The organism is Corallococcus sp. AB011P (genome assembly GCF_003611605.1).
GTDB classification, from domain to species: Bacteria; Myxococcota; Myxococcia; order Myxococcales; family Myxococcaceae; genus Corallococcus; species Corallococcus coralloides.
On the sequence record NZ_RAVX01000036.1, the window covers coordinates 1 to 26,074 of the forward strand.

Annotated in this window: 21 protein-coding genes and 1 tRNA gene; 13 read left to right on the forward strand and 9 right to left on the reverse strand. The window is 68.8% G+C overall.

Annotation, left to right across the window (positions count from 1 at the left end; all coding sequences use genetic code 11):
- Window positions 1-259: 259 nt before the first annotated feature.
- Together D7X30_RS43510 and D7X30_RS40185 are read right to left on the reverse strand one after the other, a co-directional pair.
- The gene (locus tag D7X30_RS43510) at window positions 260-394 is read right to left on the reverse strand and encodes a hypothetical protein (RefSeq protein WP_255424231.1); all 135 of its coding nucleotides are present in this window, start codon (window positions 392-394) and stop codon (window positions 260-262) included.
- Window positions 395-418: 24 nt separating this feature from the next.
- Window positions 419-1,579 (reverse strand): IS4 family transposase, encoded by a 1,161-nt coding sequence (locus D7X30_RS40185; RefSeq protein WP_120568276.1) that lies wholly within the window; start codon window positions 1,577-1,579, stop codon window positions 419-421.
- 271 nt (window positions 1,580-1,850) lie between these two features.
- On the opposite strand from D7X30_RS40185, the gene D7X30_RS40195 reads away from it, so the two are divergent.
- From D7X30_RS40195 to D7X30_RS40205, 3 genes are all read left to right on the forward strand, one after another.
- A complete protein-coding gene (locus D7X30_RS40195) occupies window positions 1,851-2,402 on the forward strand; it encodes a phage tail tube protein (RefSeq protein WP_120568278.1) in 552 nt (183 codons plus the stop codon).
- Between the two features lie 8 nt (window positions 2,403-2,410).
- A complete protein-coding gene (locus D7X30_RS40200; protein WP_233592095.1) occupies window positions 2,411-2,695 on the forward strand; it encodes a hypothetical protein in 285 nt (94 codons plus the stop codon).
- A 98-nt stretch (window positions 2,696-2,793) separates the two neighbouring features.
- Window positions 2,794-3,963 carry a serine/threonine-protein kinase gene (locus D7X30_RS40205; RefSeq protein WP_120568279.1) on the forward strand — a complete coding sequence of 390 codons (1,170 nt, stop codon included), beginning with the start codon at window positions 2,794-2,796 and terminating at the stop codon, window positions 3,961-3,963.
- A 4-nt stretch (window positions 3,964-3,967) separates the two neighbouring features.
- Here the strand turns inward: D7X30_RS40205 and D7X30_RS40210 are convergent, their stop codons facing one another.
- Window positions 3,968-4,327 carry a helix-turn-helix domain-containing protein gene (locus tag D7X30_RS40210; protein ID WP_120568280.1) on the reverse strand — a complete coding sequence of 120 codons (360 nt, stop codon included), beginning with the start codon at window positions 4,325-4,327 and terminating at the stop codon, window positions 3,968-3,970.
- Between the two features lie 376 nt (window positions 4,328-4,703).
- On the opposite strand from D7X30_RS40210, the gene D7X30_RS40215 reads away from it, so the two are divergent.
- Window positions 4,704-6,548 carry a serine/threonine-protein kinase gene (locus D7X30_RS40215; protein WP_370052101.1) on the forward strand — a complete coding sequence of 615 codons (1,845 nt, stop codon included), beginning with the start codon at window positions 4,704-4,706 and terminating at the stop codon, window positions 6,546-6,548.
- A gap of 26 nt (window positions 6,549-6,574) precedes the next feature.
- Window positions 6,575-7,489 carry a DUF2381 family protein gene (locus D7X30_RS40220; protein WP_120568281.1) on the forward strand — a complete coding sequence of 305 codons (915 nt, stop codon included), beginning with the start codon at window positions 6,575-6,577 and terminating at the stop codon, window positions 7,487-7,489.
- A 111-nt stretch (window positions 7,490-7,600) separates the two neighbouring features.
- On the opposite strand, the gene D7X30_RS40225 is transcribed toward D7X30_RS40220, so the two are convergent.
- Both D7X30_RS40225 and D7X30_RS40230 read right to left on the reverse strand, forming a co-directional pair.
- Window positions 7,601-7,699: transfer RNA gene (locus D7X30_RS40225), tRNA-Sec, on the reverse strand.
- 42 nt (window positions 7,700-7,741) lie between these two features.
- Complete coding sequence (locus D7X30_RS40230) at window positions 7,742-8,710, reverse strand: cyclopropane-fatty-acyl-phospholipid synthase family protein (RefSeq protein ID WP_120568282.1); 969 nt, start codon at window positions 8,708-8,710, stop codon at window positions 7,742-7,744.
- A 178-nt stretch (window positions 8,711-8,888) separates the two neighbouring features.
- Between D7X30_RS40230 and D7X30_RS40235 the strand changes: the two genes are divergently transcribed.
- Window positions 8,889-11,273: a DUF3857 domain-containing protein gene (locus tag D7X30_RS40235; RefSeq protein WP_158619469.1), complete on the forward strand. Its 2,385-nt coding sequence runs from the start codon at window positions 8,889-8,891 to the stop codon at window positions 11,271-11,273.
- 3 nt (window positions 11,274-11,276) lie between these two features.
- Here the strand turns inward: D7X30_RS40235 and D7X30_RS40240 are convergent, their stop codons facing one another.
- Both D7X30_RS40240 and D7X30_RS40245 read right to left on the reverse strand, forming a co-directional pair.
- On the reverse strand, window positions 11,277-11,570 hold the full coding sequence (locus D7X30_RS40240) for a hypothetical protein (protein WP_120568303.1): 294 nt from the start codon (window positions 11,568-11,570) through the stop codon (window positions 11,277-11,279).
- A gap of 29 nt (window positions 11,571-11,599) precedes the next feature.
- On the reverse strand, window positions 11,600-12,673 hold the full coding sequence (locus D7X30_RS40245) for a metallopeptidase family protein (protein WP_199724692.1): 1,074 nt from the start codon (window positions 12,671-12,673) through the stop codon (window positions 11,600-11,602).
- Window positions 12,674-12,761: 88 nt separating this feature from the next.
- Between D7X30_RS40245 and D7X30_RS40250 the strand changes: the two genes are divergently transcribed.
- On the forward strand, window positions 12,762-13,118 hold the full coding sequence (locus tag D7X30_RS40250; protein ID WP_120546639.1) for a response regulator: 357 nt from the start codon (window positions 12,762-12,764) through the stop codon (window positions 13,116-13,118).
- 181 nt (window positions 13,119-13,299) lie between these two features.
- Window positions 13,300-14,943 (forward strand): chaperonin GroEL, encoded by a 1,644-nt coding sequence (gene groL / locus D7X30_RS40255; protein ID WP_120568284.1) that lies wholly within the window; start codon window positions 13,300-13,302, stop codon window positions 14,941-14,943.
- Between the two features lie 84 nt (window positions 14,944-15,027).
- Here groL and sinK read toward each other — a convergent pair whose 3' ends face one another.
- On the reverse strand, window positions 15,028-16,545 hold the full coding sequence (gene sinK / locus D7X30_RS40260; RefSeq protein WP_158619470.1) for a hybrid histidine protein kinase/response regulator SinK: 1,518 nt from the start codon (window positions 16,543-16,545) through the stop codon (window positions 15,028-15,030).
- A 170-nt stretch (window positions 16,546-16,715) separates the two neighbouring features.
- Here sinK and D7X30_RS40265 point away from each other — a divergent pair, with 170 nt between their 5' ends.
- Window positions 16,716-17,105, forward strand: coding sequence for a demethoxyubiquinone hydroxylase family protein (locus D7X30_RS40265; protein ID WP_120568286.1), 390 nt, complete (start codon window positions 16,716-16,718; stop codon window positions 17,103-17,105).
- A 15-nt stretch (window positions 17,106-17,120) separates the two neighbouring features.
- Here the strand turns inward: D7X30_RS40265 and D7X30_RS40270 are convergent, their stop codons facing one another.
- Window positions 17,121-18,509, reverse strand: a complete 1,389-nt coding sequence (locus D7X30_RS40270; RefSeq protein WP_120568287.1) for a diguanylate cyclase — start codon at window positions 18,507-18,509, stop codon at window positions 17,121-17,123.
- Between D7X30_RS40270 and D7X30_RS40275 the strand changes: the two genes are divergently transcribed.
- The 4 genes from D7X30_RS40275 (at window position 18,508) to nadC (ending at window position 25,190) form a co-directional block, all read left to right on the forward strand.
- On the forward strand, window positions 18,508-19,374 hold the full coding sequence (locus D7X30_RS40275; protein ID WP_120568288.1) for a chemotaxis protein CheW: 867 nt from the start codon (window positions 18,508-18,510) through the stop codon (window positions 19,372-19,374). The two genes, D7X30_RS40270 and D7X30_RS40275, sit on opposite strands and share 2 nt — an antisense overlap.
- A 117-nt stretch (window positions 19,375-19,491) precedes the next feature.
- A complete protein-coding gene (locus D7X30_RS40280; RefSeq protein WP_120568289.1) occupies window positions 19,492-20,757 on the forward strand; it encodes a PleD family two-component system response regulator in 1,266 nt (421 codons plus the stop codon).
- Between the two features lie 53 nt (window positions 20,758-20,810).
- Window positions 20,811-24,305: a valine--tRNA ligase gene (locus D7X30_RS40285; protein ID WP_120568290.1), complete on the forward strand. Its 3,495-nt coding sequence runs from the start codon at window positions 20,811-20,813 to the stop codon at window positions 24,303-24,305.
- Window positions 24,306-24,314: 9 nt separating this feature from the next.
- Window positions 24,315-25,190, forward strand: a complete 876-nt coding sequence (gene nadC / locus D7X30_RS40290) for a carboxylating nicotinate-nucleotide diphosphorylase (RefSeq protein ID WP_199724693.1) — start codon at window positions 24,315-24,317, stop codon at window positions 25,188-25,190.
- Window positions 25,191-26,074: the final 884 nt, after the last annotated feature.

A 26,074-nucleotide genomic window follows, 5' to 3' on the forward strand; every position in this document is an offset into this window, starting at 1 on the left:
CTCGAGCTCGACCCCCTCGGCCACCTTCACCCGCTTCACCTGATGCAACGCGCTGGAGTCGGCAGAAGCCGGGACCGGGACGGACTTCGTCGTCACACAGGCGAACAGCGGCAAGCAGAGGAGGAGGAGTTTTCGCATGGACTGACTCAACTACGGGAATGCGGAGACCACCAGGGAAGCCCATGGGTAACAGCTCGCCGTGCCCCATCTGGACGGGGCGTGGATGAGCCCCCGCCCGGCTTCAATGGGCGCGGTGGTGTCAGTCGGAGCTGGACGGGAGCGTGACGGTGCCGGGAGTCTCGATGGCGGCGAGCGCAGCGTGCAGCAGGTAGCGCCCCGGGTCCTCACCGAGCAGGCGGGCCGTCTCAATCAGCGAGTAGAAGAGGGCCGCCACCTCTGAAGCATCCCCTCATCTGAATCAGATAAGTCCGAAGGCTTCTCGGAAGACGGCGTGCTCGCGAACGAGTTGTGCGAATCGCTCCACCAACGGGCGGAGTCGTTCATCGCTCATGCGCGGCATGGCCATGAAATAGTAGGTGCCTTGGGTGAAGAGCGAGTGCGTACGCCGTTTCACCGTATTCACCTTCAAATGCTTGTCGTACCCCAGTGCCTCCCCCGCGGCTCCCAGCAGCGTCAGAAGGACCTGGGCCAGGGCGCTGATGAGCAGCAACCGGTCTCGACGCTCGGGTGTCTTCACGCGCACCTGCTTCAGACCCATGCCGAACTTGAGGTCCTTCACGTCCCGGAACGTCTCCTCGATGGTGAATCTCCGGGCGTAGACGTCCAGCACCTCCTGGGCCGTGGCTTCCGTGAGGCTGGTGGCCAGGCACCAGGAGTCCTTCATGCCCTTGCGTTTCACACACACCACGGCCCCCACCTGCGCCATGGCTGCGGTGACGCGTGCGCCTCGGAGCACCTTCGCGCGTCCGCCTTCGGGGACCCACTCGGCCGCGCGCTTCGTCTCCGCATCCTCGGACGTGACAAGCATGTCCGCACGGAAACGCACCACGTACTCGAAGCCCAGTTGCCGCAGGAGCGCGTAGAACTTCGCATCCGCGAAGCCCCGGTCCGCGACCACCGTCACCTTCACCTCGGAGGCAATTATCTCGCGCAGTCGCTGAAGCGTCTGGTCCTCCACCAGTTGCCGGTTACCCACGGAGGCGGACTTCACCAGCGTCGTCCACAAGAGCGGCGTGGCCCGCCCATGCCGGGTGATGAGGCTGGCCACGAGCGTCTCCTGGTCGTCCTGCTCGAAGTCCGTCCAGTCCAGCGCGATGACGGCCTCGCTCCGCTCCGCCAGCACGAAGGGCACCCAGGACGCGAAAAGCTTCCAGACGTCGAAGCCCCCATTCGACAGCAGTCGGTCCACCTGCTTCACCGCGTGCTTGGACGTGACGTCCTCTCCACGCGCCCACGCCATGGCCTTGCCGATGGCCGCCACCGACAGGCTCGCCGCCTGCACAGCCCCCAGCGTCGCGTGCGACAGGGAGAGGATTCGTTGGACGTGCAGGTCCTCCTCGAACACTTCCGTCAGGAACGCCCGCACCTGCTCTTCGTCGATGGCCACCTTGCGCGTCATGGTGGCTGCCTCTTTGCGCGGATACCAGCGCCTTCGCACGCAGCCGCCGAGCGAGCGTGTGCTGATCAACTCGCTAGATGAGGGGATCCTTCAGGTCCGCAGGTCCTATTCACGAGGGCTGGCACTGGGGCTCGCAGCTGTTCAACCCTCCGCCGCACTTCCTTCGCAAATCCTTCCGTCGCGCCCGTGGCAGTGCTCGCCGCCGCGTTGCCGCCGTCCTGAGGGACTTCCTGGCGCAGCGCTTTCCCTCCCACTGACTGGAACCACCACCATGCCCGAACCCCGAGAGGCCTTCTTCGACAAGCTCTACATCCGCGCCCCCGACACCTCGCCCGTGGAAGCGGACGCGCTGGATGGCGTGTTGGAGGCGCCCGTTAACCGGGCCAAGGACACGGTGGATGCCAATTGCTTCGGCGGAGACGGGTACAAGCGCACGAAGGGCACCTGGAAGTCCTTCTCTATCCCGTTGTCCGGCCACGTCTTCAAGGGCAGCGCGCCCCAGCAGGTCCTGCGGGATGCCTTCGAGAGCGACGCCACCGTCTTCTTCACCATCGTGGAGGACGAGACGGCGCGGGCGGGCGCGGTGCTGGCGCTGCTGCTGTCCGTCGCGGGTGCGGTGTCCAACGCGCTCCTGGCTGGCGAGCCCTTCACCATCGCCCTGCTGCTGAAGGCACTCACAATCGGCCTGGGTGCGGCGGGTGGCTTCACGGTGGTGAAGACGCTCCTGTTCGGTGACGCCGTGGAGGTGGCGGCCGGGGAGATTGCCGGCAAGGCGGCGGCGGTGGCCGCGCTCGACGCGCTCCATCCGGGTGACAGGCGGTGAGGGGCCTGGTGCTGGCGTTGGCCCTGCTGATGGCGGGAAGGGCACGTGCCGAAGGCGAAGTGCTGGACGTAGCCCGCGCCACCGTGACGCTTCAGGACGGGCGCACGGTGGCCGTGTCCGAGGGGTGCTGGCTGTCCACTGAGCGCTGCATCCTCTCGGCCCGCGAGTTGCGCCGCCTCCAGGCGGAGAACGAGGTGCTCCGTCAGCAGCCGCGCCCCGTCCCTGTCCTGGTTGTGGTGCTGGCCGTGGTACTCGGCGCCGGGGCAGGCTTCACCCTCGCCCAGGTGAGGTGATTACCCTTTAGAGTTCGTGGTTGTAGACTTTAAAAGTTAACTGGACTCAAACTTCTCGGGAGGCGCCGTTGCGCCTTTCTCCCGCCTCCCGAGGAGCCATGCCCGACACGACAACCGATGACCTGGCGCGCACCGAAGCCTCCGCGCGCCGCAGGCAGCTCCCGCCGACGCCTGAGCGGCCCTTGCGCCTCTTCACCATTGACGGCATCCGTTACGAGGCCGTCCGCGAACTGGTGCGGATGGAGACGGGCGAGGTGCTGATGCTGGCCCAGCGCTTCACGGAGCGCGGCAACAAGCTGCCCGGTTACTGCTTCGTGCGGCGGCTGGCGAACCCCTCCACCTTCATGCAGCGCACGCGGCTGGGGGAGGAGATTCAGCTGGCCTTCCGTCTGCGCCACCCGGCCATCGCCACGGTTTTCCACCGCAAGGTGCACAAAGGCGCCCTGCACGCCGTCATGGAGTACGTGGATGGCCCCTCGCTGGAGACGCTGGTGAGTGCGGGCGTGGCGCGTGGCCGGCCCGTCTCCGAGGCCTTCGCCCTCTATGTCGGCGCGGAAATCGCGGAGGCCTTGCACCACGCGCACACGCTGACGGACGTGGACGGCAAGGCACTGGGCGTCATCCACCGCGACGTCAACCCTCGGCATGTCTACGTAGGGACGCAAGGCGAGGTGAAGCTGACGAACTTCGGCGCGGCGTACTCGCTGGTGGTGGGGCGCGAGGAGTCACCCGCCAGCCTCGTGCGTGGAGACGTGGCCTACGCCTCGCCGGAGTACCTGACTCGTAAACCATTGACGCCGCGTTCCGACGTCTTCGGCCTGGGCGTGCTGCTGGTGGAACTCTTCACCGGCAAGCACCTCTTCGACGTGGAGGACGTGCCGGGCCCGCTCAAGGGGATGGTCCACCTCCAGCCTGAAATCATCCCCTCCCTGCCGCTGACGCAAATGCAGGTGCTGCTGGCCAGCTTTGGGCCGGAGGACGTCGAGGAGGCCGTGGCCTCACTCTCCCCGGACGTGAAGGCGATGCTGCATGTCGCGCTGCGCGCCAAACCCGAGCAGCGATTCGCCACGGCGGCGGACATGCGTGATGCGATGCGCGTCGCCCTGGCGAGGCGCCACCCGGGCTACGGCCGGCAGGAAGCCGCAGCGGAGTGGGCCCAGGTGCTGGCGGAGGGCAGCGTCCTTCGCGACGAGGTGGAGTTCGGTGAGGAGGGCTTCTTCCCCGAGGGGTTGGAGTCCCACGAGTTGGAGGGCTTGAAGCGGGAGTAGGGCTTCAGCGCGCCAGGGCCGAGGCGACGTGGAGGAGGGCCGCGAGGTCCACCGCGTCCAGCTTGCTCGCGAGGTGGAGGAGACGCCGCAGCTCCGGGGCATCCTCTTCCTTGGGCTTGGGCTTCGTGCCCTTGCGCACGTCGCCCGTGGGCGTCAGGCCCATCAGCTTCTCGGGGGAGACGCGCAGCTCCCGGCAGAGGCGGTAGAGGGAGGGGACGCTGGGCAGCATCTTCCCGCGCTCCAGGCGATTGTAGACGGGGTGCACCAGCCCAATGCGCTCCGCGACTTCGGCCTGCGTCAGGCCCAGGTGCTGGCGGGCCGCGCGGGCCTCCTTGCCGATGGTGATGCCGAGTTCTTCATTCATGGCGGGCGCGCAGCGTAGCCGAGGGCGTGCGCGGCCGGGCCGCTTACCGGGACTCGGGCAGGAGAAGGAGCAGCGCCCGCACCCGGGGCTCTTCCAGGGTGCGCACACGCAGGAGGAGTTGGTGCCGCGCAGGGAGGTCGCTGGAAGCGGGCGCGTGGCCCATCAGTTCGTCCGGGGTGACGCCCAGCGCGCAGCACAAAGGTCGGCCAAGGGTGAATGCTGGAGGTCAGGTGAAGTTGGATAGACTCCACGAGTCCTTTCTGGAGGGTGCAGCCAGAGGGAGGGATTCCCGGGCTTCTCACGCTTCTGGTAGGGTCCGCGCCCCGCTGAGAGGACGCCGCATGCGAGAGACCTGGGAGCCCGAAAGAAGGTCGCCATGATGCGGGGGCCACCTCCGGCTGTGCTGTCTCCTGGGGCCCAGGTGCTGGGCTACACGGTGGCGCGCCAACTGGGGCAGGGCGGCTTCGGCACGGTGTACCTCGCGCATTGCGAGGGTCAGCGCTTCGCCCTGAAGCTGCTTCACGTGCCGCGCGTGGGGGAGAGGGCGGAGCGCGAAGTCTCCATCCTCGCTCGCCTGCACCACCCCAACGTGGTGCGGATTCTGGGCCATGGCTACTGGCCGGTGGCCCAGCCGCAATTCGTCGTCATCGTCATGGAGTACGTGGAAGGGCGTCAGCTGGACGCCTGGGCCGAGGCGGAGAACCCCACAGGGCGGCAGGTGACGCGCGTGCTGCTGGGCGTGGCACGGGCGCTCACCGTTGCCCACGCAGATGGGGTGGTGCACCGGGACGTGAAGGAGGCCAACGTCATGGTGCGAGCCTCGGACGGCCTGGCCAAGCTGGTGGACTTCGGCATTGGCGACTACGTGGGCGCGCGCGAGCTGACGGCGGACATCCTCCCGCCCGGGACGGTGGACTACCGCTCCCCGGAGGCATGGCGCTTCCTGCGAGCCCACCTTGAGGAACGGGATGCCCGTTACACGGCGGGGCCTGCGGACGACTTGTGGGCGCTGGGGCTCGTCTCTTACCGGCTGCTGACGGGGCGCTTCCCCTTCGATGGCGAGGACGGCGCCAGCTTGACGGAGGCGATCCTCTCCAGTGCACCCACGCCGCCGCATGAGGAGAACGAGCGGGTGCCTCGGGTGCTGAGCGACGTGTGCCTGCGGTTGCTGGAGAAGACCCCCGAGGCCCGCACGCCCAGCGCCCAGACTCTCTGCGAGTCGCTGGAGCAGGCGCTACGCGGCGCGGACGTGACGTGGGACGTGCCGCTCTGCGACGCGTACGCCGAGGACTCCGCGACGACGGAGGGAGAGGACATCGACAGCTTCGAGCAGTGGCGGCACCAACCCCGGCACCGTCCCCGACGAGGCAAACGCATTTCCCCGAAGCCAGTGCCAGCTGAGGACTCGGATGGTGCGGCGAGCGAGATGCCGCCCCCCGCGACGACCGTGCGTGTGGCGCCCGAGAAGCGTGGGGCCTTCCGTGCTTGGGCGGCGCTCGCTGTGATGCTCGTCTTGGCGGGGGCCGCGTGGGGACTCGGGACGTCACGCATCGCGAGGCCGGCCTCCACCCGTCAGGAAGTAGCGCCCTCTGACAAGTCGACTCAAGCTGACCGCGCCGCAGCTCCCACCGGGCCGGAGGCCACCGCTGCGGCCGTCGCTCTCCCCGCGACGCTCCAGGAGGTTTCAGCCACCGTGACGACGCAGCCGAAAGAGACGCAGCCCCTTCAGCTCCCCTCGAAGCCCGCGAAGAAGGGCATGAGCGTCATGGCCCGTGCTGTCGGCACGGCGGCGGCATGCTCGGCGCTCGCGTGCCCGGGGCCGCAGGTGCGCCCGGCACCTCCTCCCGAGCAGTGCCCGGAGGGGGCCGTGAAGGCCATGGCGAAACGGGAAGTTAAGGTCGGACGCAGGCTCCATGCGCTTTTTGTCCAAGGCCGACCCAGAATTATTTCTGTGGGAGATGGACCCGTTGAAGTTCATCTCCTTACCGAGGCGGGTATGCCAGGGGGCACGGTGCTGTCGGGTCGTGCTGTCGTGAGTGACCGTGTTTATGGCCGCTTCACTTGGGCCACTCCTCTGCAGGGGGATGGCTTTCCAGTGTGTTTTGAACTGCTCAGTGTAGAGGGAGTCAAGGGGATGGAGCGAGAAGCCGGTGATGACTCTCCTTCTCGTGCTCGTATTTTCTCCACTGCCGCTGTCAGAGCCGTCAGCGAGTTCGAGTAGCACGTTCACTCAGGAGTAACCGCAGCGTGTCTTCTTGTTCATGGGTACTCCTCCTGGGGCTTTTTCTGCCGAGTGGCGCGACCCTCGCACAGGCTGAACCTGCGGTTTCGGCGCAGGCGATCCGCCGTATTGAGTTGATGCCGGAAGGTGGTCAGGCGACGCCGGAAATTACTGTGAGCCCTGGCCTCTCAACCGGTTTGTTCTTCGATGCTGAGCTTGTGCGCGATGCGGTGGCGCTAGATGGCCGTGAGTCCTTCTCCATTTTGGATGCCGGGCAAACGGTCATTCGAGTGATGCCTTCATCGCAGGTCGCTCCTGGCGAGCGGTTTCTTCTGACGGTGCGCTTCCGGGATGGTGCAGCGCCTGCGAGCGCGTCGTTCCTGCTGAAGGTGCATCCTGCGAAAGCGGAGCCCCTTGTCGAAGTGTATCGCGAGAAGAGGACGATAGAGACGTATCAGCAGGAAGCGCGGGAGGCTCGCGCGGTTGCGTTGCGCTATCAGGAAGAGAATGCCCGATTGATTGCTGAACGTGCTGCGCCGGGGGGGCTGACCGGGCTGATCTCTACAGGGGCCATGGATGCTGAAGGTGTGTCAGTACGCATCATGACCAATGCCATCCCCCAGGTGTCTGGCAGTGGGGTTGACGCAACCATGTTCCAGTCCTACCGGTCCACTACGCGGGTGGCGGTGGAGGTCGGGCTTTCCGTGAAGGCCGGTGCATTGCCTTGGACGGCAAAGGGCGCGACGCTCAAGAGCAAGGCCGGTGAGGAGTTGAGGATTCTGCGAGTGTGGCAGAGGGAGCCCATCACGCCCGTTGTTCCAGGCAGCGTCATTGTGGAGGCTGAATCCACTGTTGCGTCATCCCGTGCGACCTTCACCCTCAAGCTGTGGGAGGAGACCGGACCGCGCACAGTCACCCTCGGCAACGTGACGTTCCCATAGCGTCTTGCGCTAACGACACGCTAACGACGTCGGGTAGATTCGTGGGGACGCGTGTGGACGAGTCCGGTGCTGCCAGGGTGGCAGTACGGGGGCGTAACCCCTCGGAAGTATTGGCGGTAGGGCACGGGAATCGAACTCGCCAGGGACTGCTCTCGCAGCCCCTCACCGGTTTTGAAGACCGGGCCGGCCACCAGGTCCGGAGGCCCTACCGCTTCCGATTACCGCCGCTCCGGCCTGGTCCGTCAACCACCGTCACGGCTTGCGCGCGAACACCACGGCGTACTCGTCGCAGTTGAACAGCGCGGGCCACTGGAGCTGCTCCGGCGTCATCCGCATCGCCTTGTGCACGTCCGCGCGCACCTGGTGCAGGGACGTGCTCCCCGGACTGCGCTCCAGCTGCGTCATGCCCCGCAGCGCCACCAGCGCCGTGTTCACCGCCGGGTACACGTCATCCGCGATGGACTCCACCTTCGCGTCCTGGAACCCCGCCCGCCGGAGCTCCTCCCGGTAGCGCTCCGTCGACCAGACGTTCTCCTCCGGAAACGCAATCAGCCCCCGCCAGTAGCGGTAGCGCAGCCTCGCGCGCAGCCCCGCGCCCGACTCGCGGTCCGTCTTCTGCGCCATGTCCGCCATCACCAGCCGGCCTCCCGGCTTCAACACCCGGAAGGCCTCGCGCAGGAAGTCCTGCCTCGTCCGGAAGTGCATCGCGGACTCCAGCGCGAACACCACGTCGAACGCTCCCTCCGGCCCCGGCAGCGCCGTCGCGCTCCCCACCTCCAGCCGGACCACGCCCTCCAGCCCCGTCAGCTTCACGCGCTCCCGGCCCACCTTCACCTGGTTCGGCGTGATGTTCACCCCGACGATGCTCGCGGGCTTGAACTCCTCCGCCCACAGCAGGTCCTGGTCCGCGTACCCGAAGCCGCAGTCCAGGACGGCATCCCCAGGCCCCAGCTTCGCCGTCCTCGCCAGCAGGCGCGCCATCTCCGCCTGCGCGGACCGGAACAGCTCCCCCACGCGCTCCACGTTGGCGTCGTCCACCTTCTCCACGTGCTTCCAGTAGCCCAGGTTGATCCAGAAGGGCTCCCGGCCCGTCGTCACCCGGATGTCCCGCGGCGTCGGCATCCCCGCCACCCAGGCCCCTGTCTCGTTCGTGTAGAAGCGCTCCGGGTCCGCCAGGAACGCACTCTTCAGCCGCGTCGCGACCTGCTTCACGTTGACCATCCCAAGCCTCCTTGGACTCCCAACCGATGGCCGGAACCCTAGCCCGTGTCACGGCAATTCCAGGCCTGGCTCGCATGTCGGTTTTCACTGGTGAATGGAGCGGGGACGCTCGCCCGGTGTCCCAGGGGGCGCCTTGCCCGGCGCGTCATCCGGGCTCCATGATGGGCGCCCTTCCGCCATGCGCCGAACCCTCCGTTCCGTCCTCCTGGCACCGGGCTTCCTGCCGGTGTCCGTCCTGCTGTTGTGTCTGTGTCTGTCCTTGAGCGCGCATGCGGCGACGGCGTTGCCCTTCCGGGTCGGGCCTCCCTCCAGGTGGGTGAAGCCGCTCCCCATTCCTCCGGACTCCCACCCGAAAGCAGCGGGTGACGACGAGACGAGCGTCGCCTGGCTGCTGACGGATAAACAGGTGCGCGTGTCTGGCCCTTCGCGCGAGCAGTACGTGCACGCGGCCCGGAAGGTCCTCTCGCCGCAAGGCATCGAGCGCGTCACGGACATCCAGATCCGCTTCGACCCGACCTACCAGAAGCTCACCGTCCACGGCATCTGGCGCATCCGCGACGGCCGCCGCGAGGACGTCTTCCAGGCCTCCGAAGCCCGGGTCATCCAGCAGGAGACCGAGCTCCAGAACCGGCTCTACAACGGCACCCTCTCCGTGGTGCCGTTCCTGCGCGACGTGCGCGTCGGCGACACGGTGGAGGTGGCGTACTCCCTCGCAGGGGCCAACCCCGTCTTCGGCGGCCGCTTCTCCGACGCCGTCGTCGCGGGCCAGCCCTTCCCTGTGGTCCACTTCGCCTACCGGCTGCTGTGGCCGGAGGGGCGGGGGCGCACGCTCTTCATCCGGGACTTCGCCGCGCCGGGCCTGTCGCGCTCGGAGTCGATGCTGGACGGCGAACGGGAAATCGTCCTGGAGCGCCGCGACGTGCCCTCCGTCCGCTCCGAGGACCATGTCCCCGGATGGCAGCCCGTCTACCCCTGGGTCCAGCTGAGCGAATACAAGGACTGGAACGACGTCGCGCGCTGGGCCTCCTCGCTCTTCCAGGTGCCCACGCGCTCGAAGGCGCTGGAGCAGGAGGTCCGCCGGCTCGCGAAGGAGCCCACGCCCGAGGCGCGCTTCCTCGCCGCGCTGCGCTTCGTCCAGGACGAGGTTCGCTACCTGGGCATCGAGATGGGCCCCAACTCCCACCAGCCCCATCCGCCCGACGAAGTCCTCCAGCGCCGCTTCGGCGACTGCAAGGACAAGTCCCTGCTGCTGGTGGCGCTGCTCAAGGGCCTGGGCATCGACGCGCGGCCGGCGCTCGTGAACACGGACCTCACGCAGCTGTTGGACGGTTGGCGTCCCACCTCCACCGCGTTCGACCACGCCATCGTCCACGCCACCGTGGCCGGCCGTGAGCTGTGGGTGGATCCCACGTCGACGCTGGAGCGGGGAGGACTGGACAGCTACGAGCCGCCTCCCTACGGCCGGGCCCTCATCGTCGCCCCCGGCACCACGGCGCTCTCCGTCATCCCCGCGCCCACGCTGAAGGAGCCCTCCGTCTTCGTGGACGAGACCTACGTCGCGAAGGACCGCGACGGGCCCGCGACGCTCGACGTGGTCACCACCCGCACGGGCGAATCCGCCAACTCCATGCGCCGCATGCTCGCGAGCACGTCCCTGTCCGAGCTGTCCCGCTACTACGTCAACTACTACGCGAAGAAGGACGCGAAGATCACCGTCGAGAAGCCCATGACGGTGGACGACGACACCGCGAAGAACGTGCTCGTCCTGCACGAGCACTACCGCATCGAGGACTTCTGGTCCTCCGACGGCCGCCGGGACTTCAGCGCGCACACCCTCCGCGAGTACCTCACCGAGCCGAGCTACTCCCGCCGCGCCTTCCCGCTGGAGGTGCGGCACCCCGTCTTCGCCCGCCACCGCATCACGCTGAAGTCCAGCGAGCCTCTTCCCGGTGGCAAGGAGCACAGCGCCGTGGACGATCCGGCCTTCCGCTTCGAGGCCGACACACGCGCCGACGGCAAGACGGTGGTGCTCGACTACCGCTACCGCAGCCTCGCGGACTCCGTCCCGCCGGAGCGCATCGCGGAGTACGTGAAGGCCGTGCGCACCACCGACGATCATCGCGGCTATTACGTCCAGCTCGGGAGCCGTCCTGCCCGCCGGGCCTCGCGAGCTCCGTCCGGCGAGGCGGATACCCTCCTCCTGGGCATCATCACGACGTGCCTCGTGCTGTGGTTCGTCATCGCGCAGGGGGGCCCGTTGGAGCTCTGGCGCAAGGGCCGCGCCTGGGGCCGGCGCCGCGCCTTCGCACGCAAGTTCGACGCCGACCATCGGGGCGACAGCGCCGGGTCCGCCATCCCCATCACCAGCCCCCAGGAGCTGCTGTCCACGCTGGGCCGTCTGCGCTGCGCCTGCGGGGCCACCAGCGAGGCCCCACGGGACTCGCTCCGCCACGAGACCATCGTCCTGGGCGACCGCCACCTCACCCTGGTGCAGTGGCAGTGCCCCGCCTGCGCCCGCGCCCGCCGCGCCTACTTCGAGGACAAGGGCTCGCGCGCCGCCTGACGCCTACTGGCAGATGCCCGGACAGTCCGCGCTGCCCCCGGGCTGGCACGTGTCGGACGGATCATCCACGCAGGTGTTCCCGGACACGTTCCCCGCGCAGCCCCCGAAGAGCCCGCCGCAGCACTCGACATACCCCTCCGGCACGTCACACGGCGTCGGGAAGGACTTGCACGTCTCGCTGTCCGAGCGCGCGAACACCACCACCTGCGGACACGTGCGCGGCTCTTCGTTGTCGTCGCCCAGGCAGCCCGTCAGGCCCAGCACCGCCATCAGCCCCAGCTTCGTCCATGCATGCATGGCGCGCATCAGGGCAGGGGAGAACGGCGCTAGTCCAGCCCCCGCTCCCACAGGTCGTCTTCATCCAGACCCATCAAGTGACCGACTTCGTGCATCACCGTGATGCCAATCTGCTCGATGAGCTCCTCGCGGGTGCGCGCGAAGCGCTCCAGGTTCTTCTGGTACAGCACGATGGAGGGCGGGAAGTGATCCGCCGCGTCCATCACGCTGCGCTCGCCCACGGGCGTGCCCCGGAACACGCCCAGGATGCACGGCGACAGCGGCGGCTGCTGACCCAGCAGGTCCTCATCCGACGGCAGGTCCTCCACCGCCAGCGTCACGTTGTCCATGTACTGCTTCACCTGCGAGGGCAGGGCGCGCATCGCGTCCTCCACCGCGCGGTCGAACGCCGCCTCCTCCAGCGCCACCGGCGGCGGCAGCTCCTCCGGCGCCAGCGCTTGCGCCCGGGAGAAGCGCTTCTTCGCCTCCTTCGCATCCTGGCGCCGCTCGGCGACGAGCCCCAGGTAGTGGTGCGCCCACGCCTCGTCTGGCGCGTCCTTCAACACCCGCTCGAAGGCCTCCTGCGCGGGCTGAAAGCGGCACAGCTCGAACAGCGCGATGCCCCGCTCCAGCTGCGCGTCCGGCGAGCGCGGCATGTGCGTCAGCGCCTGGTCCAGGATTTTCAGCGCGGACTCGCATTCCCCCAGCTGGTTGAGGCCCATGCCCTCCAGGAGGAGGAACTCGTAGACGAGCTCCACGTCGTCGTCCCGCTGCGCCAGCTTCCGCCCGCGGCCGCACCACTCCAGCCCTTCCTCCACCGCCTCGCGGTCCTCGCCGGTGCGGCACACGAGGAACTCCGCCGCGCCAAAGAGGATCTCCAGGTCTTCCGGGGCCATCTTGAGGGCGGCGCCATAGGCCTTGCCCGCGTCCTCCAGGCGGCCCACCTCCACCAGCGCGGCGGCCCGGTAGTGCAGGGCTTCTGGTGAGTCGGGAACGTCCCGGAGCAGGGCGTCGGCGCTGGTGAGCGCGGCCTCGAAGTCCCTCGCCTCGAAGGCGTCCGCGACCCCCTCCAGCCGCGCGTCCATGTCCCGCGCCTCCCCTTGCTTCGCCATGCGCTTCGCCATACGGGCCGGCAGCTAAGAAGCCGCCCTTCGCGTTGTCAACGACCGGCGTCGCTGTTACCTTCCAGCGCCCCGTTTCGGCCCGAACCCCGTGAACATCCTGGTCGTCGACGACGATTACGAGCTGTGCACCATGCTCTCTCGCTACCTGGAGATGCATGGCTACACCGTGTTCTCGGCGTCGGACGCGCTCCAGGCCCTGGACATCATGGAGCGGCACCCCGTGGGGCTGGTCATCACCGACTACCTGATGCCCCACCTGGACGGCATCCACTTCACGGAGATGCTGAAGGCGGACCCCCGCTTCCAGAACATCTCCGTCCTGATGATGACCGCCAGCACGGACGCCAACATCTCCGACCGGGGCCTGCGCAAGGGCGTCGCCATCACCCTGCAGAAGCCCCTGGACATGGGGCAGCTGCTCAACCTCGTGCGCTTCGCGGAGTAGGGCCTTCCTTGAGGCTGCCTGGGCCCCCCACCCGGGCGGGCCGGAAGGCGTCCTCAGGCCCACACGCCTGCCCCTTTCCGTTGACATCGTCGATGCGGCCCTTATGTTGGCGCTCGACATGGCCGAGTGCTAACGGCCATCCCCATTTGTAGAAATTCCCCAAGTATTATCGGAGGTTACGATGGCAGCGAAGGAAATCTTCTTCCACCAGTCCGCGCGCGATTCCATCCTGCGCGGCGTCCGGATCCTCGCGGATGCGGTCGCGGTGACGCTCGGTCCCAAGGGCCGCAACGTGGTCATCGAGAAGAGCTTCGGCTCGCCCACCATCACCAAGGACGGCGTCACCGTCGCCAAGGAGATCGATCTCGAGAACCGCTTCGAGAACATGGGCGCGCAGATGGTGAAGGAGGTCGCGTCGAAGACCTCCGACAAGGCCGGCGACGGCACCACGACGGCGACCGTGCTCGCGCGCGCCATCTATGAGGAGGGCCTGAAGCTGGTGGCTGCCGGCCACAGCCCCATGGACCTCAAGCGCGGCATCGACAAGGCGGTGGAGGTGGTGGTGGCGGAGCTGAAGAAGCTCTCCAAGCCCACGTCCGACAAGCAGGCCATCGCGCAGGTGGGCACCATCTCCGCGAACGGTGACGAGACCATCGGCACCATCATCGCGGACGCGATGGAGAAGGTGGGCAAGGAGGGCGTCATCACCGTCGAGGAGGCCAAGGGCCTGGAGACGACGCTCGACGTGGTGGAGGGCATGCAGTTCGACCGTGGCTACGTGTCGCCGTACTTCGTCACGAACCGCGACCGCATGGAGGTCGTCCACGAAGACCCCTACATCCTCATCAGCGAGAAGAAGGTCTCGTCGATGCAGGACATGATCCCCGTGCTGGAGCAGGTGGCGCGCTCGGGCAAGCCGCTGCTCATCATCGCGGACGACATCGAGGGCGAGGCCCTGGCCACCCTGGTGGTGAACAAGATCCGCGGCGTGCTGAACGTGGCCGCGGTGAAGGCGCCGGGCTTCGGTGACCGCCGCAAGGAGATGCTCAAGGACATCGCCACGCTGACGGGCGGCATGGTGGTGAGCGAGGAGCTGGGTCACAAGTACGAGAACCTGACCCTCAACGACCTGGGCCGCGCCAAGCGCATCACGGTGGACAAGGACAACACCACCATCGTGGACGGTGCCGGCCAGAAGGCGGACATCGAGGGCCGCATCAAGCTCATCCGCACCCAGATTGAGACGGTCACCAGCGACTACGACCGCGAGAAGCTCCAGGAGCGCATGGCGAAGCTCGTGGGCGGCGTGGCGGTCATCAACGTCGGCGCGGCGACCGAAGTGGAGATGAAGGAGAAGAAGGCCCGCGTGGAGGACGCGCTGCACGCGACCCGCGCGGCCGTCGAAGAGGGCATCGTCCCTGGCGGCGGCGTGGCCTACATCCGCAGCCTCAAGGCGCTGGACGGCCTGAAGCTGGGCGGCGAGCAGAACTTCGGCGTGGACATCATCCGCAAGGCGCTGCAGGAGCCGCTGCGCAAGATCTCCAGCAACGCCGGCGTCGAGGGCGCGGTCGTCATCAACAAGGTCAAGGACGGCACCGGCGCGTTCGGCTTCAACGCCCGCACGGAGACCTACGAGGACCTGGAGAAGGCCGGCGTCATCGACCCGACGAAGGTCGAGCGCACCGCGCTGCAGAACGCCGCCTCCGTGGCGTCCCTGCTGCTCACCACCGAGGCGATGATCGCCGAGCGCCCGAAGAAGAAGGCCAAGGGCGGCGCGGGCGGCGGCGCCATGCCGGAGTACGGCGGCGACGACATGGACTACTGAGCCGGCTGAAGGCTCCGTAGCTCCGTAAGGGTTTCCGGCCCCGGTGGGCCTCGCGAAAGCGGGGCGCCCGGGGCCGGAGTCTTTTCAGGAAGCGGTCTTCTTGAAGGCCAGGCCCAGCTCGCGGCTGAGCGCCGCGGTGTCGGAGAGCAGCTTGGGCAGGCACGCGGCGGCCCCGGCGCGCAGCGACGCCAGCGCAGTGTCCATGGTGAGGTGTTCCGCCAGGACGACGAAGGGCGCGCCCTGGCTCAGGGCCCGGGCCAGCTCCAGCGCCTTCTTGCCGTAGGCCGGCGCGAAGTCCCACGACACCACCACGCCCACGGGCGGCTCCATCGTGACCACCTCCGCGCCCGCGACGACGCGCGCCTCCAGCCCCAGGAGGGTCAGCGCCTCCGAAATCAGCCGCGCGGTGGCCGGGTTGTCCTCCAGCACGTCCACCCGGCGCACGGCGGCGCTGGGGGCCGGGACGGGCGGCGCGGCCGGCGTGTACAGCGCCTGCCGCAGCAGCGCGCGCACCTGGCGGATGTCGTCGAAGGGCTTGAGCAGGTAGTCCACGACGCCCAGCTGGAGCGCCTGCTGCGTCGTCACCAGCGAGGGGTATCCCGTCATCAGGATGACGCGCGACGCGGGGTCCAGCTTCCGCGCGTGCTGGGCCAGCTCCAGGCCGGATATCCCGGGCAGGTTCTTGTCCGTGACGATGAGGTCCACGCGCGACGAGCGGAGGATTTCGAGCGCGGCCTCGCCCGTGGCCGCTTCAATGACTTCGCACTCCTTGTCCATCAGGTCCTTGAAGACCATCCGGATGATGCCCTCGTCGTCCACCACCAGCAGGCGCTTGCGCGGCGGGCGCGGCGCGTCCGTGGGCGGGAAGAGCACGCGGAACACCGTGGCCGGGGGCGGCACCTCGCGCAGCGTCGTGGGCGGCACCAGGGCAATCTGCGCGTGGTGCTCCTGCGCGATGCGGCGACAGACGGCGAGCCCCAGGCCCGTGCCGCGTTTGCTGGCGGAGACGTAGGGCTCGAAGATGCGCGTCTTGAGCTCGTCCGGGATGCCCGGTCCCCAGTCGGACACGTAGAGGGCCGCGGAGGCGCCGTCGCGCGCGAGCGTCACCTTCACGCGGCCCCGGCCGGACATGGCGTCGCGGGCGTTGTTGAGCAGGTTGAGCGTGAGCTGCTCAATCAGCCGCGCGTTGCCCTGGATGGTGAGGTCCTCGGGGGCCTCCACCTCCAGGGAGATGCGCGCCGAGTCCGGGTTGACGCTGAACACCTTCGCCGCCGCCCAGATGGGCGCCGCCAGGGACAGCCGCTGCTGCGGGGCCGGCCGCTCGCTGGCCAGGCGGATGAAGTCGGAGACGATCTGCTCCATCCGCTCCACCTGCGCGAGCAGCAGCTTCAGCGGGCCGCTGGAGCCAGCTTCCTCGGCGAGCAGCTGGGCGTAGGCCTTCGCGCCCAGGAGGGGCTGACGCAGCTCGTGGAGGACCTCCGCGGCGACCTGATGGGTGTGGGCGTTGGCGCGTTGCAGCGCCACGGCCGCGAGCCGTGCCTTCTCCAGGTCCCCCGCGTCCAGGGCCTGGAGCAGCTGCGCGAGCGGCGAGGGGGTCTCCATGCGCGGGAGCATGGCGGAGGCGGGTGTTCACGCGCAACGCACCCCCCGCGGGATTCGGTTGACCGCGCTCGCGGCCGAACGGATGCTCGCGCACGCCCTCCAGCCCGGCCTGACGGAAAATGCTGCTGCCCGCTCGCCCGCTGGGGACTCTCCCTGTCGCTGAGGTCCTCATGCCGCAGACGAACCCGTTCCACTCGCTGGTGCCCCGGAAGCTGACGGACTCCGAACTGGCCCGCTCCATCCGGCTCAACATCGAGGCGGAGCTGGACGCCATCAACCTCTACGCCGCGCACCTGGACGCGACGGACAACGAGGAGGCGAAGGCCATCCTGCGGCACGTCATGGACGAGGAGCGCGAGCACGCGGCCCTCTTCTGGCAGCTCATCGCGCGGTTGGATCCGGAGCAGGCCCAGCACGACCGCGAGGCGTCCCAGAAGTACCGCCTCATCACCACCGGCGCTTCCCACGAAGAGGTGGAGGCGGTGAGCGAGGGCGGCGGCAGCGTACCCGCGGAGGTGGAGCTGCCCAAGCACCTCACCGTGGGCAGCCTGCGCAAGTAGCGCGCGGTCCGGCTTTCAGCCCTGGCCCTGCGGGGGCGGGGGATTCTGACGGCGCTCGGCCGGGGTGGCTTCCAGGTCCTGCGCCGCCATGTAGACGACGTTCCGGGTGCCACGCTTGCCCCGGTACATGGCCCGGTCGGACAGGTCCAGCAGGTGGTCCTTGTCCTGGGCGTGCTCGGGGAAGCTGGCCACGCCGATGCAGGTGGTGAGCTTGAGCGCCAGCCCCTCGCGGCCCAGGAACTGATGGGTCTCCATGGTGCGGCGGATGCGCTCGGCGACCTTGAGGGCCCCGCCGGAGTCCGTGCCGCGCAGGAGCACCACGTACTCGTCACCGCCGAAGCGCGCCACCACGTCCGGGTCGCGCACGCAGCCCTTGAGCACGCGCGCGGCCTCCACCAGCACGCGCGAGCCCACCAGGTGCCCGTGCGTGTCGTTGATGGCCTTGAAGCGGTCCAGGTCCAGGAACAGCAGGGAGAAGGGGCGCTCCGTCTGGAGGGCCTCGTTCACCTCGCGGTCCAGCACCAGGTGCAGGTAGCGCGTGTTGAACAGGCGGGTGAGGTCGTCGACGTAGGCCAGGTCCTCCACGGCGGCGAAGCGGCCCAGGTTGCGCAGGGCCAGCGCCCAGTTGCGCACGAGGAAGCCCACCGTCTCCGCGTGGTGCTCCGCGGGCGCGTTGTCGTGGAAGAGCACCGCGTGGCCCAGCACCAGCTCGCCGTCCACGGCGGGGAAGGAGAGGGTGCGCGGCCAGGGAACTTGAAGTCCGTCGAGCTCCACGGGCGTGCGTGTGCCCGAAAGCCGCTCGATGAGCTGCGGGACCAACGCCTCGTGCAGGTCCACCGGCAGCCCGCGCATGCCGTGTGAGCGGAAGCCCGTGCCGCTGGGTTCCCGCTCCAGGAGCATCACCGCGGAGGCGTTGGCCATGGACTCCAGCGCGTCCGACGCGGCCATGGACAGCCGCTCGCGGTCGAGCGTGGTGGCGATGCGCTGGCCCGCCTCCAGCAGCGCGACGTGCTGGCGCAGGGACGCGTTCTCACGCATCAGGTCGCGCGTGGTGAGCGCGCGGCGCAGCGCGTGCTCCAGGGCCTCCGGCGCCACGGGCTTGACCAGGTACTCCGCCGCGCCGCTCTTGATGGCGCGCACCGCGGGGGCCACCTTGTCCAGGCCGGTGATGACCAGCACCTCCACGCCGGGGTAGCGCTCGCGCACGTGGCGCAGCACCTCCATGCCGTCGCCGCCGGGGAGGATGAGGTCGGTCACCACCGCGTCGAACCGCTCCGCGGAGAGGGCGGCCTTTGCGTCCGCCACGGTGGGCACCGCCGTGACGAGGTGTCCCGCGGCCGTGAGGTAGTCGCCGTAGAGATTGCGGGCGATCTTTTCGTCGTCGACGAGGAGCAGTCGCGCCATGACTGTTCAGGGCTTAGCACCCAACGCTGGAAGGCTGCTAGGGTCCCAGGCCGTGCCCTTTGAAAGCGGACGGCGGCTCTGCCTGCTGGTGGAGGCCGGTGAGACGCGTTACGCGGTGGAGGCCACGTCCGTCATCGAGGTCGCGATGCCGGGCGCCCGCGGCGCGAGTCTGCGCGGCGTACTGGAAGTGAAGGACCTCTCCGCGCTGCTCGGCGGCCTGCCGGAGGACGTGCCGGGCATGGTCGTGGTCCTGGACGTCAGCCCCACGCTCGCGGTGCGGGTGCGCTCCGTGGTGGAGGTCGCGGATGTCGCGAGGGATCCGTTCTTCCTGCTGCCTCCGGGCCTGGCGGACTCGCTGGCGCCGCTGAGCCGGGGCGCGGTGCTGCACAAGGACCGGCTGTACCTGGAGCTCATCGTGGAGGCGCTGCCGCACCGGGCGGGCCCCCGGGCGACCCCGCCGGAGCCCCGGCCCGTTCACTGGGCGGACGAGCCCCCGGAGCGGGCGCTGGTGCTGGAGTCCCAGGGGGTGCTGTTCGGCGTCCCCCTCGCTTGCGTCTCCCAGGTGGTGCCCCGGGGCGAGGCGTTCAGCGTGCTCCCGGTGCAGAGTGGGCCGGTGGCGGGCGTCTATCCGCACGCGCAGGCGCTGTGGCCCATCTGTTCGATTCCAGCGCTGCTGGGAGCGCCAGCCCGGGTGGAGGAGCTGTTCGTCCTCACGGAATTGGCGGGGCGGAACGTGGGGCTGGCGGCCACCCGGGTGCTTGGTGTGCTGCAGAAGTTCAAGCCGGCCGAGCTTCTCGGAACGTTCCGGGCGCCGGGGCTGCCGGATCCGGTGATGTTACTGGACCTGCAGCGCATGTTTTCTTGATCGGCCCAACGCGCGAATCCTAAGCTTCTCCGATTGACACAGGGCGTGCAGGCAGGCTTGCTCGCCCGAAATCTCAAACGAATTCAGGGGGGTATGCGCCCCCCGAGGCCGGAGCCGATGCCCAAGAATCTACTGATCGCCGACGACTCGCTCACCATCCGCAAGGTGATCGGGATGATCTTCGCGACGGAAGACTTCCAGGTGACCGCGGTGGACAACGGGCTGGACGCCATCTCCCGCACGCGCGAGCTGCGTCCGGACGTGGTGCTCGCCGACGTGATGATGCCGGGCAAGAGCGGCTACGAGGTCTGCGAGGCGCTCAAGAGCGACCCCTCCACGCAGGCCATCCCGGTGCTGCTGCTGGCCGGCACCTTCGAGGCGTTCGACGAGAACCGCGCGAAGGCCGCCCGGGCGGACGACCACATCACCAAGCCCTTCGAGAGCCAGATCCTCCTCGACAAGGTGAAGGCGCTGGTGGGCCAGAAGTCCAACACGATGCCCGCGTCCGCCGCGACGCGCGTGCTGCCCCAGACCGCCGCTCCGGTTGCCCCGGCCAGTGCGCCGCCCGCCGCCGCCGCGCCTCCGGGTGCGCGTCCCGCGGGTGCGCCGCCTCCGGGCGCTGTTCCACCGGGTGCGCGTCCTCCGGGCGCGGGTATGCCGCCGCCGGGTGCGCGTCCTCCGGGCGCGGGTGTGCCGCCGCCTCCGGGCGCGGCGCGTCCACTGCCGGGTGCCATGCCGCCGGGCGCGCGTCCTCCGGGTGCGCCGCCTCCGGGCGCCATTCCGCCGGGTGCACGTCCTCCGCCGGGTGCGCCGCCTCCGGGCATGGGTGCGCGTCCTCCGGGTGCGCCGCCTCCGGGCGCCATGCCGCCGGGTGCGCGTCCTCCGCCGGGTGCCATGCCGCCGGGCGCGCGTCCTCCGGGTGCGCCGCCTCCGGGCATGGCCGCGCGTCCTCCGGGCCCTGGCGCCCCGAACATTCCGGGTGGTTTCCCGCGTCCTCCGGGCGCCGCGCCGCTGCCGGCCGCGCCCCCGCCCGCCGCGGTGCCTCCGGCCGCCCGTGCCCGGGATCCGTTCGGCCTGGGCGCTCCGGCCGCGCCGCCCGCAGCGCAGGCCCGGACGGAGAGCATCCGCATCGAGGACTCGCTGCCCGAGCCCACCGGCGCGGAGGAGATCTCCCTGGACATCGGCGGCCCCTCGCCGGCGACTCCGCCCGCGCGCGCCCGTCCGGCCGCGGATGGCGGCGAGGCACTGCTGCGCGAGGCGCTGTCGAAGGCGTCCCGCGAGGTCATCGAGAAGATTGCCTGGGAGGTCGTACCGCAGCTGGCGGAGACCATCATCCGGGAAGAGCTGGAGCGGCTCATCAAGGACCGCGAGACCCAGCATTGATTCGCAGTCCCCTCTGATTCCCCGCCGGCCCCGTCGGGGGCCGGCCGCTTGCAATGACTGACACGACTGAACTGTCCAAGGCCTACGAGCCCTCCGAGGTGGAGGCGCGGTGGTACAACCACTGGCTGGAGCGCGACTACTTCCGCGCCGAAGCCCCTTCCTCCAAGCCGCCGTTCAGCATCGTGCTGCCGCCGCCCAACGTGACGGGCAGCCTGCACATCGGCCACGCGCTCACCGCGACCATCCAGGACATCCTCACGCGCTGGAAGCGGATGAGCGGCTTCAACGCGCTCTGGCTTCCGGGCACGGACCACGCGGGCATCGCCACGCAGATGGTGGTGGAGAAGGAGCTCAAGAAGACGGAGGGCAAGAGCCGCCACGACCTGGGCCGCGAGGCGTTCCTCGAGCGCGTCTGGACGTGGAAGGGCAAGTTCGGCGCGCGCATCGGCGAGCAGCACCGCTACCTGGGCGCGTCGCTGGACTGGAGCCGCGAGCGCTTCACCATGGACGAGCAGTCCTCGGCCGCGGTGCGCGAGGTGTTCGTCCGGCTGTACGAAGAGGGCCTGATGTACCGGGCCCAGAAGCTGATCAACTGGTGCCCGTCCTGCCGCACGGCCCTCTCCGACCTGGAAGTGGAGCACGAGGAGAAGAACGGCTCGCTCTGGCACATCCGCTACCCGGTGAAGGGCACGGAGCGCTTCCTCACCGTGGCGACGACGCGCCCGGAGACGCTGCTGGGCGACACGGCCGTCGCCGTGCACCCGGATGATCCGCGCTACCAGGACCTCATCGGCAAGAGCGTGGCGCTGCCGCTCACCGACCGGGAGATCCCCGTCATCGCGGACGCCGAGCTGGTGAACATGGAGTTCGGCACCGGCGTGGTGAAGGTCACGCCCGCGCACGACTTCAACGACTACCAGACGGGCCTGCGCCACAAGCTGCCGATGCTGTCCATCCTGGACGAAGCGGCGCGGATGACGAAGGACACCGGCAAGTACGCGGGCGTGGATCGCGCCGAAGCGCGCAAGCAGGTGCTGGCGGACCTGACGGAGCAGGGCCTGCTGGAGAAGGAGGAGCCGCACAAGCTGAACGTGGGCACCTGCCAGCGCTGCGCCACGGTGGTGGAGCCGCGCCTGTCGCCGCAGTGGTTCATCAAGATCGAGCCGCTGGCGAAGCCGGCCATCCAGGCCGTGGAGGAGGGCCGCACGAAGTTCGTCCCCGAGTCCTGGACGAACACGTACTTCCACTGGATGAACAACATCCACGACTGGTGCGTGAGCCGCCAGCTGTGGTGGGGCCACCAGATTCCGGCGTGGTACTGCGCGGCGTGCACCCCGGCGGAGGAGCGCTCGAAGGACACGGCGGACGTCATCGTGTCGCGCACGCCGCCGGAGTCCTGCCCGAAGTGCGGTGGCAAGGACCTGACGCAGGATCCGGACGTGCTGGACACCTGGTTCTCGTCCGCGCTGTGGCCGTTCTCCACGCTCGGCTGGCCGAAGCAGACGGCGGACCTCCAGACCTTCTACCCGACGTCCGTGATGGAGACGGGCCACGACATCATCTTCTTCTGGGTCGCCCGGATGATGATGATGGGCCTGCACTTCATGAACGACGTGCCCTTCCGCACCGTGTACCTGCACGCGATGGTGCGCGACGAGAAGGGCGAGAAGATGTCCAAGACGAAGGGGAACGTGATTGATCCCCTGGACGTCATCTTGGGCGCGAAGGCGGAAGCGCTGCAGCCGTCGCTGCGCAACCGCTTCCCGCAGGGGATGCCCGCGCACGGCGCGGACGCGCTGCGCTTCACGCTGGCGTCGCTCACGCAGCAGGGCCGAGACATCAAGCTGTCCATGGACCGCCTGGGGGGCTACAAGGCGTTCTGCAACAAGCTGTGGAACGCCAGCCGCTTCGCCCTGATGAACATGGGCGACTTCAACCTGGACAAGACGCCGCTGGAGGGCCGCAAGCTGACGCTGGCGGACCGGTGGATCCTCTCCCGGCTGCAGAAGGCCACCGAGCAGACGCGCGCGTCGCTGGAGGCGTTCGGCTTCGCGGAGGCCGCGTCCACGCTGTACCAGTTCCTGTGGGCGGAGTTCTGCGACTGGTACATCGAGCTGGCGAAGGGCTCGCTGTACGGCGAGGACGCGGAGGCCAAGGACACCACGCGCGCGGTGCTGGTGACGTGCCTGGACCGCATCCTGCGGCTGATGCACCCGTTCATGCCGTTCATCACCGAGGAGATCTGGCAGAAGCTGCCGATGTCCCGGCCCACGGAGAGCATCTGCATCGCGGCGTACCCGGAGCCGGAGTCGGCGTGGGTGGACGCGGCCGCGGAAGGCGAGATGGCGCCGGTCATCGCGGCCATCGAGGGCCTGCGCACGCTGCGCGGCGAGAGCAACCTGCCGCCGTCCGCCAAGGTGAAGGCGGTGGTGCAGAGCCCGGACGCGACGACGCGCGAATTGCTGGAGCGTTGGCGCGCGTACCTGATGCCGCTCGCGGGCCTGTCCGAGGTGGTGGTGGGCCCCCCGGGCGCCAAGCCTCCGCAGGCGGCTGCGTTCGTGAGCGGCAACCTGGAGATCTACGTGCCCCTGGCGGGCCTGGTGGACCTGGACGCGGAGCGCGACCGCCTGAAGAAGGAGATCGCCCGCGCCGAGCAGGAACTCGCCGGTTTGCAGCGCAAGCTGGACAACCCGAACTTCGTGGCCCGTGCTCCGCCGGACGTGGTGGAGAAGGACAAGGCCCGGGTGACGGAGCTCCAGGAGCGCACGGTCAAGCTGCAGGATCACCTCCAGCGCATCGCCCCGGAGCCCCCCATGTCCGAGACGCCGTCGCCGTTGCCGGGCAGCACCGAGTCCGAAGCCCCTGAAGCGTCCGAGTCCCCCGCGCCCGAGAGCGCCCAGGTGAAGGTGGCCGCCGAGCCGCAGGCACCGAAGGACGAAGCGGTGAACCTGGGCCAGGAGCTGAAGGGCGAGATTGAAGCCGAAGAGGCTTCGCAGGCGCCCCAGGCCGCGGATCCGGTGGTCGAGGAGGCCCTCAACAAGCTGCGCGAGGGCACCAAAGAAGGGCTGTCTCCGGCGGACCACCACGACCTGGGCGTCGCGTACATGAGCATGGGCCTCGTGGACGATGCGATGCGCGAGTTCGACCGGGCCAAGGAGGGCGGCGACACCCGCGAGGCGCCGGAGGGTTCGGCGAAGCCGGTGAAGAAGGCCCCGGCGAAGAAGGCTGCGGGCAAGAAGACGGCCGCAAAGAAGGCTGCGGGCAAGAAGACGGCCGCGAAGAAGGCGGCGGTGAAGAAGGCCCCTGCGAAGAAGGCCTCCGCGAAGAAGGCGGCGGGCAAGAAGTCCGCCGCGAAGAAGGCTCCGGCGAAGAAGGCTTCCGCGAAGAAGGCGGCGGGCAAGAAGACGGCCGCGAAGAAGGCGGCGGTGAAGAAGGCCCCTGCGAAGAAGGCTTCGGCGAAGAAGGCGGCGGGGAAGAAGACCGCCGCGAAGAAGGCCGCGGCGAAGAAGACCACTCGGGGCAAGCCGGCTCGCAAGGCGCGCCGGTAGGAGGCGGAAGTGCAGCAGGATTATCTCGATCGGCTCATCGCGCTGTCCCTCGACGAGGACCTGGGGGCCGCGGGGGACGTCACCTCGCTGGCAGTGGTCCCCGCCGACGCGGAGGGCAGCGGTGAGCTGGTCGCGAAGGAGCAGATGATCGTCGCCGGCCTGGACGCCTTCGTCCGCGTCTTCCACATGGTGGACGCGGAGGTGGAGGTGGAGGTCCTCAAGCGCGACGGCGAGGAGATCAAACCGAAGGTGGTCGCCGCGCGCGTCCACGGCAAGCTGCGCTCGCTGCTGGCCGCGGAGCGCACGGCGCTCAACCTGGTGCAGCGTGCCGCCGGCATCGCGACGCTGGCCCAGCAGGCGATGACCTCCGTGCGGGGCTCGAAGCTGCGGGTGCTGGACACGCGCAAGACGCCGCCGGGCATGCGGGGGCTCGCGAAGCACGCGGTGCGCATGGGCGGCGCGTCCAACCACCGCTTCGGCCTCTTCGACGGCATCCTCATCAAGGACAACCACATCGCGGCGGTGGGCGGCGACATCACCGAAGCGGTCCGCCGCGCGAAGCTGAACGGTCCCCGGCTTGTGAAGATTGAAGTGGAGGTCACCAACTTCAAGCAGCTGGAGGAGGCCATCGCCGCGGGCGCGGACGTCATCATGTTGGACAACATGGACGACGCGCAGATCCGCGAAGCGGTGAAGCTGACGGCCAGCCGCGTGCCCATCGAAGTGTCGGGCGGCGTGACGTTGGATCGGCTGCCGCGGCTGGCGAAGCTGGGCGTGGACTTCGTGTCGATGGGCGCGCTGACGCACTCGGCGCGGGCCATGGACCTGTCGCTGGAGATCGCGACGACGAAGAAGAAGCCCGCGCGCAAGCCCCGCTCCGCGTAGGGCTGAAGCGAACGACATTCCAGGCTGCGAGAATGGGTAGGCGGGTCAGGGAAGACTGACCCGGCCTGCCCATTTTCTTTTGGAAGGACTACGCCTCCTCTGCGCGTGCCAGCTCGCAGGCCCAGTTACCCTCCGGGGCAGTGAGATCGTTGCCCTCGGCAACGAGATTGTCCTCAAGGAATGGGGGATTGACCGTCTGGGATGCGGCCCTGTACGAATGCAGGTTCCGGCGCTCCCCATCCACCCCTAATGGTTCGAGCGAGCCCGCAAAGGGCTCATGCCGAAGTGTGCCCATCATGCCCAATGGTTTCTCGAAGTACTGGCTTGTCCTTGCAGTTCTGGTGTTGCTGCTCCCCCAATCTCGTGCATGGGGCGCTGTTTGCAGTGCCGGCGATGAGGCGGGTTGCTCAATGAGCAATGGCTGTCCTGGCACGATGACCTGCTTTGGTGCGGGCTATTGGGGAAAGTGCCAGCCCATGGCAGGGATTGGAGCAGGAACTTGTACAGGCTGTGGCGGTGCCACTGGCAAGGTCGTTTGCGGCGACAGTGGCCAAGTCCTTGCGTGCAAGACATCCGAAACGGAGTTGTGCAACAACTGCGACGACAACGCCGACGGAGTTATCGACAATGCCCCGGGGCAGGGTGCAAGAAGCCTGACGCGAAGTTGTAACCGGACAGATACGCCGTGTCCGATCTCGGGCACCCAGAGCTGCACAACCGGATCGTGGAGCGCCTGCGCGGGATGTGGTGGGCGCGTCGCGTGCACCAACTGCAACAAGACCGGGCTTAGAATCTGTGACGCCTCCTGCAACCTGGGAAACTGCGTCGTGGGCGAAGAGGACTGCAATGCCTGTGATGATGACGGCGACGGACGCATCGACAAC

Bases quoted from the DNA above. Each gene is read 5' to 3' on its own strand.
- D7X30_RS40245 (WP_199724692.1), bottom strand. From the start codon at position 12,673: ATGGCGAAGCGCATGGCGAAGCAAGGGGAGGCGCGGGACATGGACGCG.
- D7X30_RS40215 (WP_370052101.1), top strand. From the start codon at position 4,704: ATGATGCGGGGGCCACCTCCGGCTGTGCTGTCTCCTGGGGCCCAGGTG.
- D7X30_RS40230 (WP_120568282.1), bottom strand. From the start codon at position 8,710: ATGGTCAACGTGAAGCAGGTCGCGACGCGGCTGAAGAGTGCGTTCCTG.
- D7X30_RS40285 (WP_120568290.1), top strand. From the start codon at position 20,811: ATGACTGACACGACTGAACTGTCCAAGGCCTACGAGCCCTCCGAGGTG.
- D7X30_RS40270 (WP_120568287.1), bottom strand. From the start codon at position 18,509: ATGGCGCGACTGCTCCTCGTCGACGACGAAAAGATCGCCCGCAATCTC.
- D7X30_RS40280 (WP_120568289.1), top strand. From the start codon at position 19,492: ATGCCCAAGAATCTACTGATCGCCGACGACTCGCTCACCATCCGCAAG.
- D7X30_RS40185 (WP_120568276.1), bottom strand. From the start codon at position 1,579: ATGACGCGCAAGGTGGCCATCGACGAAGAGCAGGTGCGGGCGTTCCTG.
- D7X30_RS40195 (WP_120568278.1), top strand. From the start codon at position 1,851: ATGCCCGAACCCCGAGAGGCCTTCTTCGACAAGCTCTACATCCGCGCC.
- D7X30_RS40265 (WP_120568286.1), top strand. From the start codon at position 16,716: ATGCCGCAGACGAACCCGTTCCACTCGCTGGTGCCCCGGAAGCTGACG.
- D7X30_RS40205 (WP_120568279.1), top strand. From the start codon at position 2,794: ATGCCCGACACGACAACCGATGACCTGGCGCGCACCGAAGCCTCCGCG.
- D7X30_RS40210 (WP_120568280.1), bottom strand. From the start codon at position 4,327: ATGAATGAAGAACTCGGCATCACCATCGGCAAGGAGGCCCGCGCGGCC.
- sinK (WP_158619470.1), bottom strand. From the start codon at position 16,545: ATGGAGACCCCCTCGCCGCTCGCGCAGCTGCTCCAGGCCCTGGACGCG.
- groL (WP_120568284.1), top strand. From the start codon at position 13,300: ATGGCAGCGAAGGAAATCTTCTTCCACCAGTCCGCGCGCGATTCCATC.
- D7X30_RS40275 (WP_120568288.1), top strand. From the start codon at position 18,508: ATGACTGTTCAGGGCTTAGCACCCAACGCTGGAAGGCTGCTAGGGTCC.
- D7X30_RS40235 (WP_158619469.1), top strand. From the start codon at position 8,889: ATGCGCCGAACCCTCCGTTCCGTCCTCCTGGCACCGGGCTTCCTGCCG.
- D7X30_RS40240 (WP_120568303.1), bottom strand. From the start codon at position 11,570: ATGCATGCATGGACGAAGCTGGGGCTGATGGCGGTGCTGGGCCTGACG.